Source organism: Pantoea osteomyelitidis (genome assembly GCF_044342975.1).
GTDB lineage: Bacteria > Pseudomonadota > Gammaproteobacteria > Enterobacterales > Enterobacteriaceae > Pantoea > Pantoea osteomyelitidis.
Map to the genome: position 1 here is coordinate 740,095 of NZ_JBGFSN010000004.1, position 17,527 is coordinate 757,621.

Below are 17,527 nucleotides of genomic sequence, written 5' to 3' on the forward strand. Positions count from 1 at the left end.
GCATGACAATTACCGCAAAACTGAACCTCATGTCAGATGAAGAGTATGGGGATATCGGGGATGCTGACGAGTGGGGATACCGCGACGTCATATTTGATTTCGCTGAGCTGACAGAAGTTGTTAATGATCAACAGGTATGCACATTCACAATGACCGTTAACGGAACCTTGCTCAACGCCTTGTTCAGTTTAGGTTTTTCCTTAAATGGTGTGGCGTTTTCTGCTGAGCTGGCAGAGGCTGCGCTCGGTGATTACCTTCGAAAAATGCATGTTGCTGCGACTGGTACTCGGAATTGATCGATATAAACGATCGGTAAGCAGAAATTGATCTGTAAAACCATTTTGAATTACTAGCACCATGCAGGTTAATTTATAGCCGCTGTATGAATATTCTCCTGAATAACGGGCATAGGGAAATGCGACGTTCTACTGTTTGGATAATCCTGCTCAGCGGGTGTCTGGTTTTCTGGTTATGTTGCGTCACTGCCTTTTTGCTCCTTTAGATTGATCTCAATACCAGGGTAAGCATAAGCCGACACTTAAGGGTGTCGGCTTTTTTTATAGCTGCAACAGAATATCGATGGTTAAGACGATTATTTCAATACAGTAAACAGATGATGGTAAGAAAAGACTGGCTGATTGCTTAAGACATCACAGAGTTGCATCAAACAAGATAGAACTGGCCAGTTATTTTTTATTGGATCAGGCTTGATGACCAGTATAAATTATCCCCTGCCATCATATGGCCGATGTTCATTACTAAGGAATGGGAATGATTTTATGGATATTTATTCAGGTTCTAATAATAGATTTTCTAGTTATTATGCAGCGATAGGGCAATCTGCCGCTCAGGAACTATTAAGGACGGCTAACATTATTGCTTCTCGCCATATCAGAGACGCCATGCTCAATGTGCGTTTTAGAGAGGAGGTAAAAAGATTATGCGAAAGCAATCTCAATTTAATTCGTAAAGCAAAAACTGAGTCGGAGTGTAAGTTAGCTTTAAATAATCTTCAGAAAGAGCGTGCAAGCATTAAGAAACAAGGCGCAATGCTTTTGTCTGCTTCTCCTAAGACGTACCTTTCCCTTAAATTTAGTCAGGATGAGAAAGGTGCCTGGGGATACGTCATTGATGGAATAACTATCATTATCGGCACGTTGCAATTTGCAGCTGGCTTTGGAGTCGCAGCTGCGTCTCTCGGTACCGGTACTGTTGTTGGTGTTGCATTCGGGGCAATGCTGGTTCTGCATGGTACTAATGGAATTGAGGAAGGATTAACTAACCTGATAACAGGAGAGTCAGATTCCAGCGGATACCTTAAAAAAGGATATGTTTCGGTTGCTAAATTTCTTGGCTTTAGTGAAGGAATCGGTGAAATTTCATATAGCGTAATGGATACCGGCCTTTCACTATACGGCATGGGACGTCTCGTATTGAAACCAGATGCCTGGAGATTATTTAGATCCCTGCCTTCAGATAAGATAAGAGCGATAAGAACTATGAGCGCGACCGAATTGCTTATAGAAACTTACAGTAATGGTCAAAATATAAAGTCAGTATATGAAAAAACAAAAATCAGTAATTGAGTTTTTTTAGTATCCTGGTGGCTTTGTAAGCCAGTTTTGCTGGCGTGAGTATATATAACAGTGTTGAGCAAATCAGCACTGTTATAGAAAATACGATAATTTCACTTTGGTTTCCTGCCATGAATTTGTATATTAAAACTATAAGTAGCATGAATATTATAGATAAAGAAAAGAACAGTCTTTTTTTTAGCTCTTTCAGTAGTGAAAGATAATTGGTGTTATCTTTGACAATATAATCTTGTAAGATACTTATCTCTTCTGCACTAAACCCATTCTCATAAAGTGCATCCTTCCATTCTTGGTTGTTCAACTTGATACCTCCCTAATGTTAGCTTCCTGCCATTTATATAATATAGCTACTTTGACCCTTTATCAACTATATGCAAAGTGAGCCTGATAACTATCTGCCGAAGTAATAATAACTATGGCAAATTTGAGTCCACCGATTCTAAATTATTTCTTTAAACATTATTTAATTTTTAATAATAAGAATAGAAAAGAAGATGAATGCTGTTTCTTAAAAATTTATGAGACGTCTCGCATAAAAAACGGTTTCTATATGAAATACGTCCGTCGTGAATGTATCGTTAAGTCTCTAAACAAAGGAGGTGTTATGAGCGGAGATTTCTCAGAACAGGCATACCAGGCAATGTGTAGTCTGATTGGCTCAGCGGCTTATCAGGTTCTGGCCGAAGGCAGGCAACTTAGCAACGAGTCAATAGCCGAAATGATCCGGTTGCTTTCTGACGATGAACCGGATCTTGCAGAGGATTTTGCTCTCAGCCTGCTACGCGGGTAAGTCTGAACCCGACGGCAGCGCCGGGTCATTACAATTTCGATTCCTGAGTGATATTTTTTGTGCATATTGTTCGAAAAGTATTCATTAAAAAACACCCCCGCAAAACTTCCCCTCAATGCGTTTGCCTTAACTTCGCCGCGTGAAATTAAATTCTCATGTTTATCAATAGTTTTACAATTTCTCATCACCGCTTCGCTTGATCATCATTGGCTTTTGATATTACTGTAAATATATACAGTAATATTATCAGGTCGTTTGTTATGGAATTCATCAGACCAGCAGAACTCCGTGCCGTCATGCAACTGCCGTTGTTTATAGAGCTTGTGCCATGCGGTTTTCCTTCTCCTGCTCAGGATTACATTGAGCAGAGAATCGATCTCAATGATCTCCTCGTTCAGCGTCCCAGCGCGACTTACTTTGTCCGGGTTAGCGGTGATTCCATGATCGAAGCGGGTATCAGCGACGGCGATATGCTGGTTGTTGACAGCTCGATGACCGCAGAGCACGGACATATTGTGATTGCAGCCGTACACGGGGAATTCACCGTTAAACGCCTGCAACTGCGTCCTTCCGTTCAGCTCATTCCCATGAATCCGGCATATCAACCCATCATCATCCGCAGTGAGGATGATCTGGAAATCTTCGGGGTGGTTAACTACATCATCAAAGCGGCGAATTAACTATGTTCGCCCTGGTTGATGTAAACAGTTTCTATGCCTCCTGCGAAACTGTTTTCCGGCCTGACCTGAAAGGCAGGCCGGTTGTGGTGCTTTCCAACAATGACGGCTGTGTAATTGCCCGGAGCGCGGAAGCAAAGCGGATCGGCATCAAAATGGGCGATCCGTTTTTCAAAATGCGAAATGAGCTGCGCCGGCACAACGTGCAGGTGTTCAGCTCGAACTATGCCCTGTATGCGGATATGTCGCTCCGGGTGATGACCACGCTGGAAGAAATGTCGCCCGCCGTGGAAATCTATTCCATCGATGAAGCGTTCATGAACCTGACCGGTGTCAGGAACTGCATGTCGCTGGAGCAGTTCGGCAGGGATGTCCGGGAGCGTGTGCTGAAAGATACACACCTTACGGTCGGGGTTGGTATCGCCCAGACAAAGACGCTGGCCAAACTGGCAAACCACGCCGCGAAGAAATGGACCAAAACCGGGGGCGTGGTTGATTTATCGAATGTTGAGCGGCAGCGGAAGCTGATGCGCCTGGTGCCGGTGGAGGATGTCTGGGGGGTAGGGCGGCGCATCAGTAAGAAGCTGAACGCTATGGGCATCAAGACTGCTCTCGACCTTGCGGAGCAGAGTACATGGATTATGCGTAAGCATTTTAACGTGGTGCTGGAGCGAACAGTGCGGGAGCTGCGCGGCGAACCCTGCCTTGCGCTGGAAGAATTCGCTCCGGCCAAACAACAAATTGTCTGTTCCCGTTCTTTCGCTGGCCGTATCACGGATTATGAGGCGATGCGGCAGGCGGTCTGCGCATATGCCGAAAGGGCAGCGGAAAAGCTGAGAGAGGAAAAACAGTACTGCCGCCAGATATCGGTATTCGTACGCACCAGCCCGCATGCAGCCGGAGAAACCTTTTACGGGAACCAGTCAACGGGAAAGCTTCAGACGCCATCCTGCGACACGCGGGATATTATCAGGGTGGCGATGGATGCGCTGGACAGGATATGGATTGAAGGACATCGCTATATGAAAGCAGGCGTGATGCTGGGCGATTTTTACAGCCAAGGAGTGGCGCAGCTCGATCTGTTCGCTGAAAACCAGCCACAGGCCAACAGCGAAGCGCTGATGCGGGTTGTTGATGGGATCAACCAGAGCGGGAAAGCTAAGCTATGGTTTGCAGGGCAGGGGATACAGAAAGCATGGACGATGAAGCGGGAGATGTTGTCGCCAGCTTATACAACTAAGGTAAAAGATATACCAATAGCCAAATAATACTTTCAGCTATGGGTACGTAGCAGGTCAGGCTCAAGGGCTGTTAGGTCTGCTATGAGCGAGAAGCGGAGGTTGACACTTTCAACCTCCCCAAAACTGATTGCAGAAGGAATGGCTATTCAGTTCTCAACGAATTGTCTTGGAAACGACTCTGCTTTTCAATTCAATGTCCAATCTCGATAACTGGTCATTCACTTTTTTAGAAAGAATCTTATAGTCTTCAGTAACCTGCTCTTGGCTCTTGTTTGCAAGAAAAAATAAGGTACCTGACATCGCTTTCAGCAAGAGAATAGCGTGATCTGTATTACTGAGATCATTGTTATTAGACCATCGGTCTATGGCTTTCTCTGTCAGACTTAACAACGGTTCACGGAATAACCCTGAACCATTGACTATTTTTAATGCTTCTCTTTGAGCTTTGATTCTATTATTAAACTCACTCATGCTTGTCACCAATTATTTTTATTTTTTCTCGCATCCAAGACTCAATTAAGTCTAATTGGGATTTGACTTTTTTAATGTCATCAGCATTCAGGATTTCACCAGTACCTCTGGTACATAGCACTCTGGCCCTTTCAAGTAATTGATAGGTCGAATCACAAACTGGTATGCTGTGAATGCCTAAATTACGCGCAGAATTTCGCGAAAAGTCGGGCCTTACATCGCAATCTAAAGAAAAACATGTCGCAAAATTTCGTATCGACAGAAACACTGAAGATAGATCGAAAACCTCAGTAAGTACAGATGCTTGAATGGAATTTTTAGCGCTGATGAAGATCTCCAGAAACTTTTCACAATCAGCTAAGCCTGAATTATAATTACTCGGTTTACCTAAGTTCCGTAAATAATCAACGCTATCAGGTGAATAAATAAGCATGGATTCCAAAAACAGATGCCAAGCGAATGGATTACCTTCTTTCCAGAGTTCATTTATCCGTTCATACGAGTAAATTGAGTAATCTTTCGGATTAAACCTTTCATCCCGACCGCTGACGATAGCTAGCATGTCAACGTCTGAAAATGAATCAATCTCCCCGCGACATATCGAACCAAAAGCGTAAATATGCATAATTATCGCCTATTGAACCGTTTAATTATTATGGACATAAAGAAACCAAACATAATTAACCTTACTAAAACGACTATTGTCAGAAATGATGCTGAATATTGAGGAGGTAACAATTTCCCCAGAAATATCTGTGGGGAAATTGCTAGCGCGTCAAAATATGAGCTAACTAGTTTTGGGTCACCATAGTTAAGGACGTGATGTGAAGCTATAATACACAGAATAATAATGACAGCCCTGCATAATTTAAAAGCAGACTCTCCGTTTCCCCAGATAAGATCTAGTGCCTTGAACTCAAACCATTCGCCAAACATTTTTAAGCGGTCAAATCCTTTATATTTCTTTCGATAATAAGATTCTTTGGATTTCCATGCCTTATGAAGGTGCGCTCCTGTAGCCTGTAGTTCGATTGCTATAGCTTTGTTTGCTGATTTTGAATCACCTATTTGCTGATAATTCAAGCGTAACGAACGCGCAAATTTGAGTTTAAGGTTGTCCAGTCCAGGGCACCCATTTTCGAGAATGTCATTATCAATGTGAGATTTATCAAAAGTGGCGTACTCAAATTTGCAGCCACTAAAGCTTGAACCCATTAAGTTGCAATTTAAAAATCTGCAACCGGTAAAGTCACAATCCTGAAAACTACAGTTTCTGATGTAGGCAGCATCGAAAATACAGTAGCTGAAGTTCACATTTTTGAATTCAATATTTAATGCAACTAATCGTTCAAATAATTTATTAACAAACTTATCCTTGGCTACTAAAGAGTCAAATCTTTTGTCTGACAGCTTTTCTCTTCCGCTATCTTTTATCATTTTTTTCTCTATAAGATAATAAACTAAACTTTATGAATTATAATGGCTTCTTTGGCTGATTTGAAGCCATGCTGACCTGCTATAGCACCTTCCGCTTTTGGCACAGAGCAGACATGCGCGCAGGGCAAGGTCCGCTTTGAGCGAACGGGAGACGTTTCACTCATGATGACTGAGTATTTCAGTCACATTAAACATAACATCCCGGTCACGCACCGGACGGACGCCGCCTTATCTCAACCCAGAAGTAACGACCAGGAAATGGCTGCGTGGCTTTTCTGATGCTTACCGGTTTCTTTTTCCCGACTGTTTGGTGTAGGTTCATCGTTGGGAAAACCGATAAAACTTCATTAAAATAAAGGGATGATGATGATTAAGCTGACTGGCCGTTTGGTGTGTAAAAGCGCAGAAGAAGCGGATCTTGTTCGCCAGTACCTTCCTGAACACAAGGAACTGACCAGGGAAGAAACCGGATGCGTGTCATTTGAGGTCACGGAAACGGCAGACCCTCTGATTTGGCAAGTTGATGAGCTTTTTACAAACCAGGCTACTTTTGACGCTCATCAGAAAAGAACCAAGGCATCAGTCTGGGGAAAAGAAACCGGCGCGATTGCCCGAGAGTATGAAATCTCCGAGGTTGAATAGCCGTAACGCTTGCGAACTTTTCAAAAAAAGCCGCCCATGGCGGCTTTTTAACACCTGCATCTATAGCTGAATTTACCATAACAGTGCTGTTGCGAATCATGGCTAATACGCTTATAAAATCAGAAATCCATATGGAAATGAGGGCACTATGAATATCTTAATCAGAAAATTACTGCCGCTTGAATGGGCTCATGCTTACAATCTGATTTCACAGCTACGGAATATTTCCAAAGAGAAATTTATCGAAAGCGTCAGAATTCAGACAATGAACGGTTATGAACTTGTTGGCGCATTTGGCGATGATAAAATGCTTGGCTTGATGGGCTTTCGTCCCGTTCATACTCTGGCCAGAGGGTCACACCTCCATATTGATGATTTGGTCGTAGATGAGGCATCAAGAAGCACGGGGATAGGGAAAAAACTGCTGGATTTTGCCACCGCTGAATCAGAAAGCAGGGATATGAACTTCGTGTTCCTCGATGCCCGAAAAGAAGCGATACCGTTTTACGATCGGAATGGTTTTGTGGCTCATACATCACCTTCAATGAAAAAGCCTCTCAGATAAAACCAGATAGCCTGTTCCCGGGCATTTGCCAATGTTGCCCGGACTTAACATAAGACTACTTGCCCGCCCCCGAAAGGCCATCAGCGCGATCCTGCGGCGGGATGGCCGTTTCCGGCACCTTTTCCTGTCCAAAGGATTGGAAAACGCCCCTGATAAGTTTTGCGCATTTGCATAGGCATGCACGGAAGTGAATGGCAGCGGGTTAGAAAAGATATCTATAGCCAATACGCCATTTAAGCAAAATTTCATCACATGTTAGTTAATGTGTGATTTGCTACTTCAGCTTCTCGCACAGAGCGGACATGCACGAAGGAAAAGGTCCGCTATGAGCGAAAAGCAGAAGTTCGAAATTCATCACTGTCGAAGTTGCACTAATCAACAGAGAGCAGGGTACACGATCAACAGCTTGTTTGATTGCTTCAATTTATAAACTCTTCGGGATAAAGCTTACCGTTTATGAACTTCTTTTTTAAGCCATTTCAAACTACTCTAGGGTGTTTGTTAAACCCGTGGGGGATTCAGCTTGGGTTTTGTTTTGTATCTTGAATCTTAAACAATTACTTTCTTATAACAGTGTGTTAAATTTTCGAAAACGAATTCAAAAGACTAAAAGTTTATTATCACTTCTGCATGGAGGTCGTGGTGGTAGAGAAGATCAAACAGAATTCTGGTTCTACGCTTGGCAAACTTTCTGCGCCAACAACGTGGCCGGGTGTTAATGCTCGCCTGCTTGGCTTAGGGGTAGGGCTTCCTATAGCTCCCCTGGATCGTCTGGCACAGTTTAGTGCCGCCGAATTTGAAAGGTTTACACTCGAATGGGCTTCTGAATACTTAGCTGGTCAGCAATATGTTAACGAAGTGCAACAACGTGGCGGGGCGGGAGATAAAGGCAGAGATATTGTTGTATGGCTTGATCCATCTGATGTTGTTCCCCGACGATGGCACTTATATCAATGCAAGCATTATGATGCCAATTTAGGCCTTTCTAAGGCAGGCATCGAAATCGCAAAAGTTCTTTACTATACTTTTATCAAGGACTACACAGTACCTGCAGAATACTATTTTGTTACTCACAGAGGGGTAACATCGCCATTCCAAGACCTTCTGGATGATCCAAAGAAGCTCAAACAGGAAATGCTTTCTGGGTGGACAACTTTCTCAAAGTCAATTACATCGAAACATAGCATTGACCTGACGCCTGACCTTGAAATGTATATCAAGGCGTTTGATTTCAGTATTTTTCATGCAAAACAGCCTATTGAGATACTCACCGAACACAGTGAAACCTCTTTTCATCTTATGGTCTTTGGCGCACCTTTGATTGAGCGTGACCTACCAGCAAGACCTCCATCATCTGTGGCCCCGATTGAGACTGTCTATATTGATCAACTTTTTTCAGTTATCAGCACCGATATTAAAACCCAAGTGCGAGATTTCGCTGATTTTCAATCAAGTATCAGCCATGTAAAACTCTTTGAACGGTCTCGAATAACCTTTTATTGCGCGGAAGGACTAAAGGAGCTCGCCAGAGATCAGATGGCGAATCAAGAATTCTTTAATTCTTTACTGGGAGAGTTTGATGACGGCCTGTATCACTACACTTCAGAGCTAACAGGAACCCCACTCATTCGGTTAAAAAATACTGTCAAGGCCGCTCAGACACTGCAACTTGGTGCGCACCCACTTGCCATTCACGTAACGAGTAAGGATCGTGAAGGTATGTGCCATCAACTAGCCAATACAAACTTGATTAATTGGTGCAATCCATGATCGAAGTGCCAGTAACTGAGGGAAACTTTGAACAAAGACCTTTTAACTCCCCACTAGAGTATGGATTCCGAGCGCTGTTCATATTGTACGCAGCGGACAATGTGGCCCTGGACTTACAAAGGGTAGTTTCATATGACTACCTTCTTGTGCATACCAGCGATGTAATTGGGGGGCCGCAAAGCCTTCATCCAGCAGTCCCTCATCGGGGATCCGAGCTTCTTGTTAAGCGAAGTGCAATTCAGGCAGGGCTGCATTTAATGCTCTCGCGAGAATTAATTAAGGTTGTTTTTGCTTCCGAGGGGATTTTGTATCAGGCTTCTGAATTAACAGAAAGGTTTGTGCAGCTTTTAAAGTCACCATATGCAAAAGAGCTTGCAGAACGTGCCTTCTGGGTAACAAAGCAATTCTCTGAATACACGGATGAAGATCTTGCTTCATATATGTCGCAGAACGTGGGGCAATGGGGTTCTGAATTTGACCGATTGACCGCAATAGACTTACTGGATTTGTAAAATGCTTCGTATAAGAAAAATACTTTTACGCGGAAATGGCGTTCAAGACGCTTATGTGGATTTCAATAAGGGCGCGAACATTCTAGCAGGGGAATCCGATACCGGGAAAAGTTACCTTGTTAGTTGCCTTGACTACATTCTTGGTGCCGAAAAACTCAAGAAAAAACTGAAAGAGGCTGCCGATTACACCCATCTTTATGTTGAGTTCGAAAATGATAAAGAGGGGTTCTTAACCCTCAAACGCGATCTAGAGGGCGGAAAATTAGAGGCACACGATGTCCCGATTCACGACATCAGTGGAGAAGGTAAAACGATTGCCCCTGTCCGTAAAGGAACGAGTCAGGGACCAGACGTGACCTCCATACTTTTCCCTTTCGCGGGGATCAAGGAGGCAAAGTTACGCAAGAATGCTCGTGGCAAAACGCAACGTTTTTCCATCCGAACGCTGGCTCCTATATTTTTAGTGGATGAAGTATCCATCATCGACGAATATTCGCCAGTAACTGGACGCTCCGGTTATGACGACACTGTTCGAAAACGCATGTTTTCATACCTCCTTACCGGCCACGATGATGATGGTGTTGCCGCAGAGGAAAAGCCTGAAATTGTAAAGGCGAGATTGATGGCGAAGCTTGAATTCATACAGGATATGATTCGACCCCTTGATGAACGCTTTTCAATTTATTCTTCTAAGCGCCCATTAACGTCCCCAACAGATGATTTATCAGATCAATTAATCGCCAAGGCGATTGACGAAGTGGAGAGGGCTACAGCCGCTATTTCCGACTTGCACGAGGGAATAAAGAGGGAGACAGCGTTTACGTTAAAAACAGAATCTCAGTTAATGGGGGTAGCTGAAATCCAATCGAGATATAGCCTGCTCAAAGAACGTTACCACTCTGACCTGAAACGACTGGATTTTCTTGCGGAAGGTTCGCACTACTTTACGTCTCTCCAGGAAGTTCCATGTTCTCTCTGTGGCCAAAATTTACCACACTCACACAGTGAGAATGCAAAAACACTGATGAACAGTGATGAAGTCCGACGATCTGCATCAGCTGAAGCCGCAAAAATTCATGCTTACCTTGCAGACCTGCAAAAAGCAATGGGTGACCTTAATCGAAGAAAAGAAGCTCTGGATAAAGACAAAAGTAAGGCATTAGAAAGTTTAGAAGGGATGAAAGACCAGATTAAAAATACTTTTGAACCTATTCTTGTCCTTACCAAAGAAAGCCTTGATATTGCTATTGAGCAGCGAGCCGAAAGAGACGCCGAGTTGATTGATCGGCAACGTTGGCTTGAGTTACTTAAACATCAAAGGGATATAGAAACACTGCTTGAAAACAGTAGTCAACAAAGGCTCGGATGGGAGGGATTACCTACCCATGCACTGGCTGAACTTTGTACAGAAATTGAAACTGTTTTGAAAGAGTGGAAATGGGGTGTTGAGCCTGATGTTTCCTTCAATGAAAAAGAGTATGACATCATTGTTGATGGCCAACCTCGGCAGTCTCACGGTAAAGGTGTTCGTGCCATTCTCTATTCAGCTTTCATCATCGGGTTATTGAAATATTGTGTGGAAAAAGGGCGTCCGCATCCTGGGCTAGTCGTTATTGACTCACCATTAACGAGTTATAAGAAGAAAGGAGCAGCTACGGTATCGGGCTCCGATGAACCCATATCGGCTGGTATCGAAGAAGGCTTCTGGCATTCACTGACCCAGTTGCCAGATACCTTACAAATCATTGTTATTGAGAATAAAGAACCGCCGGTTTCAATCATGAATAACGTTCATTACGAATGGTTTGCGGGTGAGCATGCCAAGGACGAAGAGCGTGCAGCCCTTATCCCAATTCCCCAAAAAAGATAAAGCTATTTGGATCATGTGACTTCGGCTGAGCTGCCTTTGCATTGCAGATATTTAATTTGGGTAAGTTGTAGAAAGCGGTAATTTTTATTACCGCCAGATTGATTTTGCACATACTCAGCTCACATCGCTGCAACTCAGCCTGCGTTGGAACTCCCCCGTCAACTAAGGCAAGCCGCTGTAGAAACTTCCGCTTTTGGCCATAGCAAACTTTCAGGTTCACTATTTCGCAGAACAGCAGACAGCATAGATTAAACAGGAGCTAATGCATTTCAACGCAAAAATTTCCATTAGATCCAAAAATAAGCGTCGCCCTTTGTCTTATTTTTTCGCATAAATGTTTATAATATGGCCTATTTGTCATATTTAATAGCATGGTTTAAAAGAAGTTTACTCGTTGCTTTTATTATGAAGAAAATTCTTAATTGTTTGATTTACTTATAAAAAAATCACGATTCAAAATCCGTTGTGTCCCCCGCAAATAGTTAAACCAGATTGCATATAACTTTAAGCTGGAAGACGCTCAAGCTCTTCTGCAAAACTTGTAGCAACGTATTAATATAAAAGATAATTCATAGTCTGAATTTTTTATGATTTTCATTCCAATTTTTCCAAAAAATACAATATAAAACAATTGTTTGGCTAGTTATAAGCCATGTAATGCTGCGTCATATGGAATGGTTCGAAGCGGCTGACCTGATCGTGAAAGGCATGGAAGGCGCAATTGCTAACAAAACCGTGACCTACGATTTCGAACGTCTGATGGACGGCGCTAAACTGCTGAAATGTTCAGAGTTTGGTGACGCGATCATCGAAAACATGTAATTCTTTTTACCGCTAACACTCCGGTTTTGGCTCTTAATGCCGGAGTGTTTTTCCTTCCTGAAGTTTCTTCTGCAAAACCCTTCTGCAAAACTGTACAAAATGTGAGCTATTTTAGACCGCAACTACTGTCCATTCCTTGCCCCTGTCATCGTTGTATTTGTCAGTCTGCAGCTGATTCTTATGGCCTAAAAGCTGTTGGGTGTTAAGCCCTTGTTCTTTATAAAGCCGTTCAGCCAGAGAGCGTTGCTCATGAAAAGTTGGCGGCGTCCCGTTGCTCCAGTCAATATCTGTTTTATTCCTGTTCAACAATGCAGGCCTGGGGATTGCCGAGCGCCGGGACTGGCGCCATTGTCCGTGCAGTGCTTGCGGCGGTGCCGGGGGTAATGTGTCAGTGCGTGGAGATGCACGCAGCGCTGGCTGAACATCTCAGCGCGACCCTTCCTAAAGCCACGCGGTTTTTCTCGTTGTGGCTAATTCGCCAAACTCTCTCTATGATGGATTTTTTCCCGGGTGTTTATCGGGAACGATCAACGAGTTATGGAAGTACCCTCGCGATGACCTTGTTAAATGACCTCGATCTGCGTCAGCTGGAAGCCTTCTCGGCGGTAATTTCTGCGGGCAGCGTCACCGCGGCAGCCAAAGCGCTGAACCGCTCGCAGCCCGCCGTTTCCCGTCTGATTCAAGAGTTAGAGCAGTCGCTGGGCTACCCACTGTTTATTCGCAATGGCCCGCGCATTCATCCGTCAGAAGAGGCGTTACAGCTGCATCAGTATGTGCAAAAAGCGCTGCTGTCATTGCAGCAAATCCGCTTACGCGCACAAGAGATCGCGCATCAGCAGCATCGTCCACTCAGTATTGCTGCTACGCCCGCGCTGGCTGCCGGATTGCTGCCGCAGGCGCTGGCCGCGCTGAACCTGCAAAACAAAGTGCAAATCATCAGTGAATCTGCCGTACAGACGGCGCATGCGGTAATCACCGCAGAGGCTGACATCGGTTTATGCAGTTTGCCGCTGGAGCATCACGCGGTCGAGCTGCACTGGATTGGGCAGTCGCAGTGCGTGGTTGCGCTGCCGGAAGAAGATGAGCTGGCGGCGAACAGTGAGCTATCGCTGAGCCAGTTGGCAGGCCGCCGTTTAATTGCACCATGGAGCCCGCAGCGCTTACGAGGGCGCTATGAAAAAGCGCTGAAGAAGGTCAAAGCGCCGCTGCTGGAAACCATCGAGACCAACTCGTCGGCGAATATTCTGGGCTGCGTGCGGGCTGGATTAGGCGTGGCGATCCTCGAACCTGTTACTGGTTGGGGCATGCCGCTGGCCGGTGTGGCTATCCGCCCGATTCAGGAAGACATTCCTTACTTCTTTGGCGTGATCACCCCACAAGGCCGCCAGATTTCGAGCGCGGCGCAGGCGCTGGTGGAAGCGTTGGCGGATGCCGCCGCGCAACTGTTGCCGGGGTTTGAACGTCTGACAGCCAGTGAACATCCGCGCATTATGCGAATCATCAACCAGGATTGATATCGGCTAGCATGTCACGGTCACCATAGAGGGTGACCCTCCCGTCTCGCAATAATGTTTGAGGGTACGCGTTAAGGTACAACCGGGCACCACGCTATAAAACAGTCCCTTCACTTTTAATGCTTATAACTTTTTCGGCATAAGATATAAGAAATCTATCGGTCAAATCCTGAGCGCAGTTCTTGACTCCGATTTTGGGCAAGAGGATTATGCGAAAACTTAGCTACTATTATGCAAATTTATAATTGTCGGCTGCCTATTATGCATTTTTCGGATAATAAAAAAGGCAGGTTCATCGGCGCGTTTTAACCGTTTTCGTTCGCTTTCAAGCGATCGCTGATATCAGGGAACTCTCTATGACATATGCCGCCAAAGGTCTTGCCGCGCTAGAAGCTCAGCTTCAGCAGGATCTGGAATTTCTGGAACTGCCCGCCAAATCCTGGGTACCGGAACGCACCTGTCAGGGTGCACCGGTACGCGATGTGGTGGTGATCGGTGCGGGTATGTGCGGTCTGGCAGCGCTCGCCAAATTACAGTTCACCGGCATCAGCAATGTGGTGGCCTATGACGCCGCACCCGCAGGGCTGGAAGGGCCGTGGATCACCTTTGCGCGCATGGAAACCCTGCGCTCGCCGAAAACGCTACACGGTCCGGCACTGGGTCTCGCGCAGCTGACCTTCCGCGCGTGGTTCACGGCGCAGTGGGGCAAAGAAGCATGGCAAGAGCTGGACAAAATCCCTAAGGCGCAGTGGATGGATTACCTGATTTGGTATCGCAAGGTGCTGAATCTGCCGGTGCAGAACAACGTGCGCGTCAGCAATATCTCCCAGGCCGGGGATGTAATTGCGCTGGAGCTGGAGGGTGCCGAAACCGGCCGTGTCTACACACGCCGTTTGGTGCTGGCCACCGGGCGTTCAGGACTCGGCGGTTTTGCCGTACCGGATTTTCTGCAAGGCATTGACCGCCAGTTCTGGGCACACTCCGCCGATGACATCGATTTTGCGGCGTTACAGGGCAAACGCGTTGCGGTGATTGGCGCAGGCGCGTCGTCGATGGATAACGCTGCCACCGCACTGGAGCAGGGCGCTGCAGCGGTCGATCTGCTGATTCGTCGTAAGGAGATGCCGCGTATTAACAAGATGACCGGCATTGGCAGCCAGGGCGTGGTGCACGGCATGCATCAACTGCCGGACGCGTGGAAATGGAAGTTTGTCGAATACACCGCCGCGACACAAACCCCGCCGCCGCGTTCTTCAACCCTGCGCGTATCTCGTCATGACAATGCGCGTTTCTTCCTCGACTGCGGCATTAACGCCGTCAAGCAGGAAGCAGATGGCTTGCTGATTGAAACCACCCAGGGCGTACTGCGCTACGACTTCCTGATCGCCGCCACCGGCTTCACCAACGATTTCCACGGCCGCCCGGAGTTTGCTGCCATCGCGCCGCATATCCGTAGCTGGTCCGACGGCCGCTATCAGCCTGAGATGGGTAATGCGCGTAGCAGCCTGCTGGAAGCGCCGGATCTCGGTCCTTCGTTTGAGTTCCGCGAATTGACGCCAGGTGCCTGCCCGATGCTGGCACACATTCACTGCTTTAACGATGCCGCGATGCTGACGCACGGCAAAGTCTCCGGCGATATTCCGGCAGTGAGCGCTGGTGCCGATCGTCTGGTACGCGGCATTACTGCCTCGCTGTTTGCCGATGACGTCGAGCAGCACTACGCCAACTTACAAGCTTTTAACACCCCTGAATTGCAGGGCGATGAATGGGTGGATTCAACCCCGCTACTAAAACAGGAGAACGCGTTGTGAGCGACGCTATTGATCAAGCAGCCGGATTAACACCAGAAGAGGCGTTGTATCAGACGCGCCGCATGCGTCCCGAATTTGTTGAAGGCGCGGAAGCGTGCCGTCTGTCAGTGCTAACGCCGGAAGACGAACAGGGTTTGCCTGCGGATCTGCGCCTGGCGCTGGCCCAGCGAATGGCGGTATTGAACTACGATGCGCCACTGCAACGTGATTATCAGGCACAGCTGGCGGCTTTAAACCCGTCTCAAGCGCTGCTGGTGCTTGCTGCTGGCGGCATTGTGAGTGAAGAGCCGCTGGCAACTATTGCACGCCATGCCGACATGGTGACACAGCAACCGATTCAGGCTACCGAACAGCATATTCGCTTGCTGGAGCAGGCCGGTTTAAACAATCCGCAAATCGTCGCGCTCTCTGAACTGATCGCCTTTGTTAACTTCCAGACGCGCGTCGCGGCTGGCTTACGTTTGATGAGGTCCGCATGATTCCGTCAGTTAATCTCAAGCCGCTGCACTGGCATCCGTATATTACGCCAGTGGATGTTGAACAGGCGACGCCGGCGCAGCTTGATGCGATGAAAGTGACGCCGTCCAACAAGAAAATCTCAGAGTACGTGCGCACGCTGGTACACGATCCAGAGAGCTATACCGCACGTACCGGATTGTTCAACGCCATTATGTATGTTGAAGGTGGCCTGGATCGCACGGATCGTGAGCTGGGCGCACTCGGTGCTTCAATCGTTAACGGTTGCCGCTACTGTGCGGTGGTGCATGCGCGCCGTCATGCACAGTTGGCCGACAGTGACGCCGTGGTCAGTGCCATCTATTTTGATAGAGCGGATGTGTTAGGTGAACGCGACGCGGCGATCTATCACTTTGCTCGTCGTTTATCGGTCACGCCGTCTGAAGCGACGCCGGAAGATGTCGCCGCTCTGCGCGCCGTCGGCATGAACGATCAGGAGATTATCGATCTGATCCACGCTATCGCCATCTTTGGCTGGGCCAACCGTCTGATGCATGTGCTCGGCCATGCTGACCTGAACAAATAAGGGCTGCACCGGATGCTACAACTCAACAATATTACCCTCGCTTACGGCAGCAATCCGATTTTGAAAGGCGTCGATCTGTCGGTAAAACGCGGCGATGTGGTGTCGATCATCGGGCCAAGCGGTACCGGGAAAACCACGTTGCTGCGCTGCATTAACTATCTGGCGAAGCCGTCAGCCGGGACGATTCAACTCGATCAGATCCGCATGGATTATCAATCACCCGACAAAGCGGCGATCCAGGCGATCCGTCTGCGCACCGCCATGGTGTTTCAGCAGTTTAACGTGTTCAAAAACATGACGGTGCTGGAGAATGTGATGGATCCGCTGATCGTCATCCAGCGTAAAACCAAACAGCAAGCGCGCGACATCGCCGTGCAGGAGTTGGAGCGCGTAGGCCTGGGAGCTAAGCTCGATCACTATCCGTCGCAGCTGTCTGGCGGCCAGTTACAGCGTACCGGTATCGCCCGTGCTTTGGCGGTGCGTCCGGATGTAATGCTGTTTGATGAACCGACCTCATCGCTCGATCCCGAGCTGGTGGGTGAAGTGCTTAAAGTGATTAAAGATGTGGCGTCATCCGGCATTACCTCACTGCTGGTGACGCACGAGATGCAGTTCGCGAAAAGCATTTCGAATCGGATCGTGTTTATGGATCAGGGTGTGGTGGCTGCGCAGGGGACTCCAGTAGAGATGTTTGATAACCCGACGCTGCCGCGCCTTGCCCAGTTCCTCAACTCAGAAAAATCATTCTAATAATCAAAGGAATCAGAG

The 17,527-nt window shown here is 46.8% G+C and carries 19 protein-coding genes and 2 pseudogenes; 16 read left to right on the top strand and 5 right to left on the bottom strand.

Features of this window, described 5'->3' with window-relative positions; all coding sequences use genetic code 11:
* Positions 1-2 precede the first annotated feature (2 nt).
* Together ABU178_RS08545 and ABU178_RS08550 are read left to right on the top strand one after the other, a co-directional pair.
* A complete protein-coding gene (locus tag ABU178_RS08545) occupies positions 3-296 on the top strand; it encodes a hypothetical protein (RefSeq protein ID WP_397213818.1) in 294 nt (97 codons plus the stop codon).
* A 483-nt stretch (positions 297-779) separates the two neighbouring features.
* The gene (locus ABU178_RS08550; protein WP_397213820.1) at positions 780-1,586 is read left to right on the top strand and encodes a DUF4225 domain-containing protein; all 807 of its coding nucleotides are present in this window, start codon (positions 780-782) and stop codon (positions 1,584-1,586) included.
* On the opposite strand, the gene ABU178_RS08555 is transcribed toward ABU178_RS08550, so the two are convergent.
* Positions 1,576-1,896: a hypothetical protein gene (locus ABU178_RS08555; protein ID WP_397213822.1), complete on the bottom strand. Its 321-nt coding sequence runs from the start codon at positions 1,894-1,896 to the stop codon at positions 1,576-1,578. The two genes, ABU178_RS08550 and ABU178_RS08555, sit on opposite strands and share 11 nt — an antisense overlap.
* Before the next feature lie 114 nt (positions 1,897-2,010).
* On the opposite strand from ABU178_RS08555, the gene ABU178_RS08560 reads away from it, so the two are divergent.
* The 3 genes from ABU178_RS08560 to umuC all read left to right on the top strand — a co-directional run bounded on the left by ABU178_RS08560 (position 2,011) and on the right by umuC (position 4,330).
* A complete protein-coding gene (locus tag ABU178_RS08560; protein WP_397213824.1) occupies positions 2,011-2,385 on the top strand; it encodes a hypothetical protein in 375 nt (124 codons plus the stop codon).
* 260 nt (positions 2,386-2,645) lie between these two features.
* Entirely contained in the window at positions 2,646-3,065 is a 420-nt protein-coding gene (locus tag ABU178_RS08565; protein WP_397213827.1) for a translesion error-prone DNA polymerase V autoproteolytic subunit, read from the top strand.
* Positions 3,066-3,067: 2 nt separating this feature from the next.
* Positions 3,068-4,330 carry a translesion error-prone DNA polymerase V subunit UmuC gene (gene umuC / locus ABU178_RS08570; RefSeq protein ID WP_397213829.1) on the top strand — a complete coding sequence of 421 codons (1,263 nt, stop codon included), beginning with the start codon at positions 3,068-3,070 and terminating at the stop codon, positions 4,328-4,330.
* Between the two features lie 126 nt (positions 4,331-4,456).
* Here umuC and ABU178_RS08575 read toward each other — a convergent pair whose 3' ends face one another.
* Genes ABU178_RS08575 through ABU178_RS08585 form a run of 3 tightly spaced genes read right to left on the bottom strand, consistent with a single transcriptional unit; the run spans position 4,457 to position 6,211 of the window.
* Positions 4,457-4,774, bottom strand: coding sequence for a hypothetical protein (locus tag ABU178_RS08575; RefSeq protein ID WP_397213831.1), 318 nt, complete (start codon positions 4,772-4,774; stop codon positions 4,457-4,459).
* Positions 4,767-5,399, bottom strand: coding sequence for a nucleotidyltransferase (locus tag ABU178_RS08580; RefSeq protein ID WP_397213833.1), 633 nt, complete (start codon positions 5,397-5,399; stop codon positions 4,767-4,769). Before ABU178_RS08580 ends, ABU178_RS08575 begins: the two co-directional genes overlap by 8 nt.
* Positions 5,400-5,401: 2 nt before the next feature.
* Positions 5,402-6,211, bottom strand: a complete 810-nt coding sequence (locus ABU178_RS08585) for a pentapeptide repeat-containing protein (protein ID WP_397213835.1) — start codon at positions 6,209-6,211, stop codon at positions 5,402-5,404.
* 366 nt (positions 6,212-6,577) lie between these two features.
* Here ABU178_RS08585 and ABU178_RS08590 point away from each other — a divergent pair, with 366 nt between their 5' ends.
* From ABU178_RS08590 to ABU178_RS08615, 6 genes and pseudogenes are all read left to right on the top strand, one after another.
* Positions 6,578-6,853 (top strand): putative quinol monooxygenase, encoded by a 276-nt coding sequence (locus ABU178_RS08590; protein ID WP_397213837.1) that lies wholly within the window; start codon positions 6,578-6,580, stop codon positions 6,851-6,853.
* A 148-nt stretch (positions 6,854-7,001) separates the two neighbouring features.
* Positions 7,002-7,418, top strand: coding sequence for a GNAT family N-acetyltransferase (locus tag ABU178_RS08595; protein ID WP_397213839.1), 417 nt, complete (start codon positions 7,002-7,004; stop codon positions 7,416-7,418).
* A gap of 642 nt (positions 7,419-8,060) precedes the next feature.
* Positions 8,061-9,188 (top strand): ABC-three component system protein, encoded by a 1,128-nt coding sequence (locus tag ABU178_RS08600; protein ID WP_397213841.1) that lies wholly within the window; start codon positions 8,061-8,063, stop codon positions 9,186-9,188.
* On the top strand, positions 9,185-9,700 hold the full coding sequence (locus ABU178_RS08605; protein WP_397213843.1) for an ABC-three component system middle component 2: 516 nt from the start codon (positions 9,185-9,187) through the stop codon (positions 9,698-9,700). Before ABU178_RS08600 ends, ABU178_RS08605 begins: the two co-directional genes overlap by 4 nt.
* 1 nt (position 9,701) lies before the next feature.
* Entirely contained in the window at positions 9,702-11,570 is a 1,869-nt protein-coding gene (locus ABU178_RS08610) for a hypothetical protein (RefSeq protein WP_397213845.1), read from the top strand.
* A 654-nt stretch (positions 11,571-12,224) separates the two neighbouring features.
* A pseudogene (locus ABU178_RS08615) lies at positions 12,225-12,392 on the top strand (isocitrate/isopropylmalate family dehydrogenase); the annotation flags it as partial.
* Between the two features lie 111 nt (positions 12,393-12,503).
* On the opposite strand, the pseudogene ABU178_RS08620 reads toward ABU178_RS08615, so the two are convergent.
* Positions 12,504-12,692 (bottom strand): annotated as a pseudogene (locus ABU178_RS08620) (integrase); the annotation flags it as partial.
* A gap of 254 nt (positions 12,693-12,946) precedes the next feature.
* Between ABU178_RS08620 and ABU178_RS08625 the strand changes: the two are divergent.
* From ABU178_RS08625 to ABU178_RS08645, 5 genes are all read left to right on the top strand, one after another.
* Positions 12,947-13,906, top strand: coding sequence for a LysR family transcriptional regulator (locus tag ABU178_RS08625; RefSeq protein WP_397213847.1), 960 nt, complete (start codon positions 12,947-12,949; stop codon positions 13,904-13,906).
* A gap of 356 nt (positions 13,907-14,262) precedes the next feature.
* Positions 14,263-15,717, top strand: a complete 1,455-nt coding sequence (locus ABU178_RS08630; protein ID WP_397213849.1) for an NAD(P)-binding domain-containing protein — start codon at positions 14,263-14,265, stop codon at positions 15,715-15,717.
* Positions 15,714-16,196: a CMD domain-containing protein gene (locus ABU178_RS08635; RefSeq protein ID WP_397213851.1), complete on the top strand. Its 483-nt coding sequence runs from the start codon at positions 15,714-15,716 to the stop codon at positions 16,194-16,196. The genes ABU178_RS08630 and ABU178_RS08635 overlap by 4 nt, the downstream gene beginning before the upstream one ends.
* The gene (locus tag ABU178_RS08640; protein ID WP_397213853.1) at positions 16,193-16,759 is read left to right on the top strand and encodes a peroxidase-related enzyme; all 567 of its coding nucleotides are present in this window, start codon (positions 16,193-16,195) and stop codon (positions 16,757-16,759) included. Before ABU178_RS08635 ends, ABU178_RS08640 begins: the two co-directional genes overlap by 4 nt.
* Positions 16,760-16,771: 12 nt before the next feature.
* Entirely contained in the window at positions 16,772-17,509 is a 738-nt protein-coding gene (locus ABU178_RS08645) for an amino acid ABC transporter ATP-binding protein (protein ID WP_397213855.1), read from the top strand.
* Positions 17,510-17,527: the final 18 nt, after the last annotated feature.

Bases quoted from the DNA above. Each gene is read 5' to 3' on its own strand.
- ABU178_RS08590 (WP_397213837.1), top strand. From the start codon at position 6,578: ATGATTAAGCTGACTGGCCGTTTGGTGTGTAAAAGCGCAGAAGAAGCG.
- ABU178_RS08605 (WP_397213843.1), top strand. From the start codon at position 9,185: ATGATCGAAGTGCCAGTAACTGAGGGAAACTTTGAACAAAGACCTTTT.
- ABU178_RS08610 (WP_397213845.1), top strand. From the start codon at position 9,702: ATGCTTCGTATAAGAAAAATACTTTTACGCGGAAATGGCGTTCAAGAC.
- ABU178_RS08575 (WP_397213831.1), bottom strand. From the start codon at position 4,774: ATGAGTGAGTTTAATAATAGAATCAAAGCTCAAAGAGAAGCATTAAAA.
- ABU178_RS08560 (WP_397213824.1), top strand. From the start codon at position 2,011: ATGGCAAATTTGAGTCCACCGATTCTAAATTATTTCTTTAAACATTAT.
- ABU178_RS08645 (WP_397213855.1), top strand. From the start codon at position 16,772: ATGCTACAACTCAACAATATTACCCTCGCTTACGGCAGCAATCCGATT.
- ABU178_RS08625 (WP_397213847.1), top strand. From the start codon at position 12,947: ATGACCTTGTTAAATGACCTCGATCTGCGTCAGCTGGAAGCCTTCTCG.
- ABU178_RS08545 (WP_397213818.1), top strand. From the start codon at position 3: ATGACAATTACCGCAAAACTGAACCTCATGTCAGATGAAGAGTATGGG.
- ABU178_RS08595 (WP_397213839.1), top strand. From the start codon at position 7,002: ATGAATATCTTAATCAGAAAATTACTGCCGCTTGAATGGGCTCATGCT.
- ABU178_RS08550 (WP_397213820.1), top strand. From the start codon at position 780: ATGGATATTTATTCAGGTTCTAATAATAGATTTTCTAGTTATTATGCA.
- ABU178_RS08565 (WP_397213827.1), top strand. From the start codon at position 2,646: ATGGAATTCATCAGACCAGCAGAACTCCGTGCCGTCATGCAACTGCCG.
- ABU178_RS08580 (WP_397213833.1), bottom strand. From the start codon at position 5,399: ATGCATATTTACGCTTTTGGTTCGATATGTCGCGGGGAGATTGATTCA.
- umuC (WP_397213829.1), top strand. From the start codon at position 3,068: ATGTTCGCCCTGGTTGATGTAAACAGTTTCTATGCCTCCTGCGAAACT.
- ABU178_RS08630 (WP_397213849.1), top strand. From the start codon at position 14,263: ATGACATATGCCGCCAAAGGTCTTGCCGCGCTAGAAGCTCAGCTTCAG.
- ABU178_RS08640 (WP_397213853.1), top strand. From the start codon at position 16,193: ATGATTCCGTCAGTTAATCTCAAGCCGCTGCACTGGCATCCGTATATT.
- ABU178_RS08585 (WP_397213835.1), bottom strand. From the start codon at position 6,211: ATGATAAAAGATAGCGGAAGAGAAAAGCTGTCAGACAAAAGATTTGAC.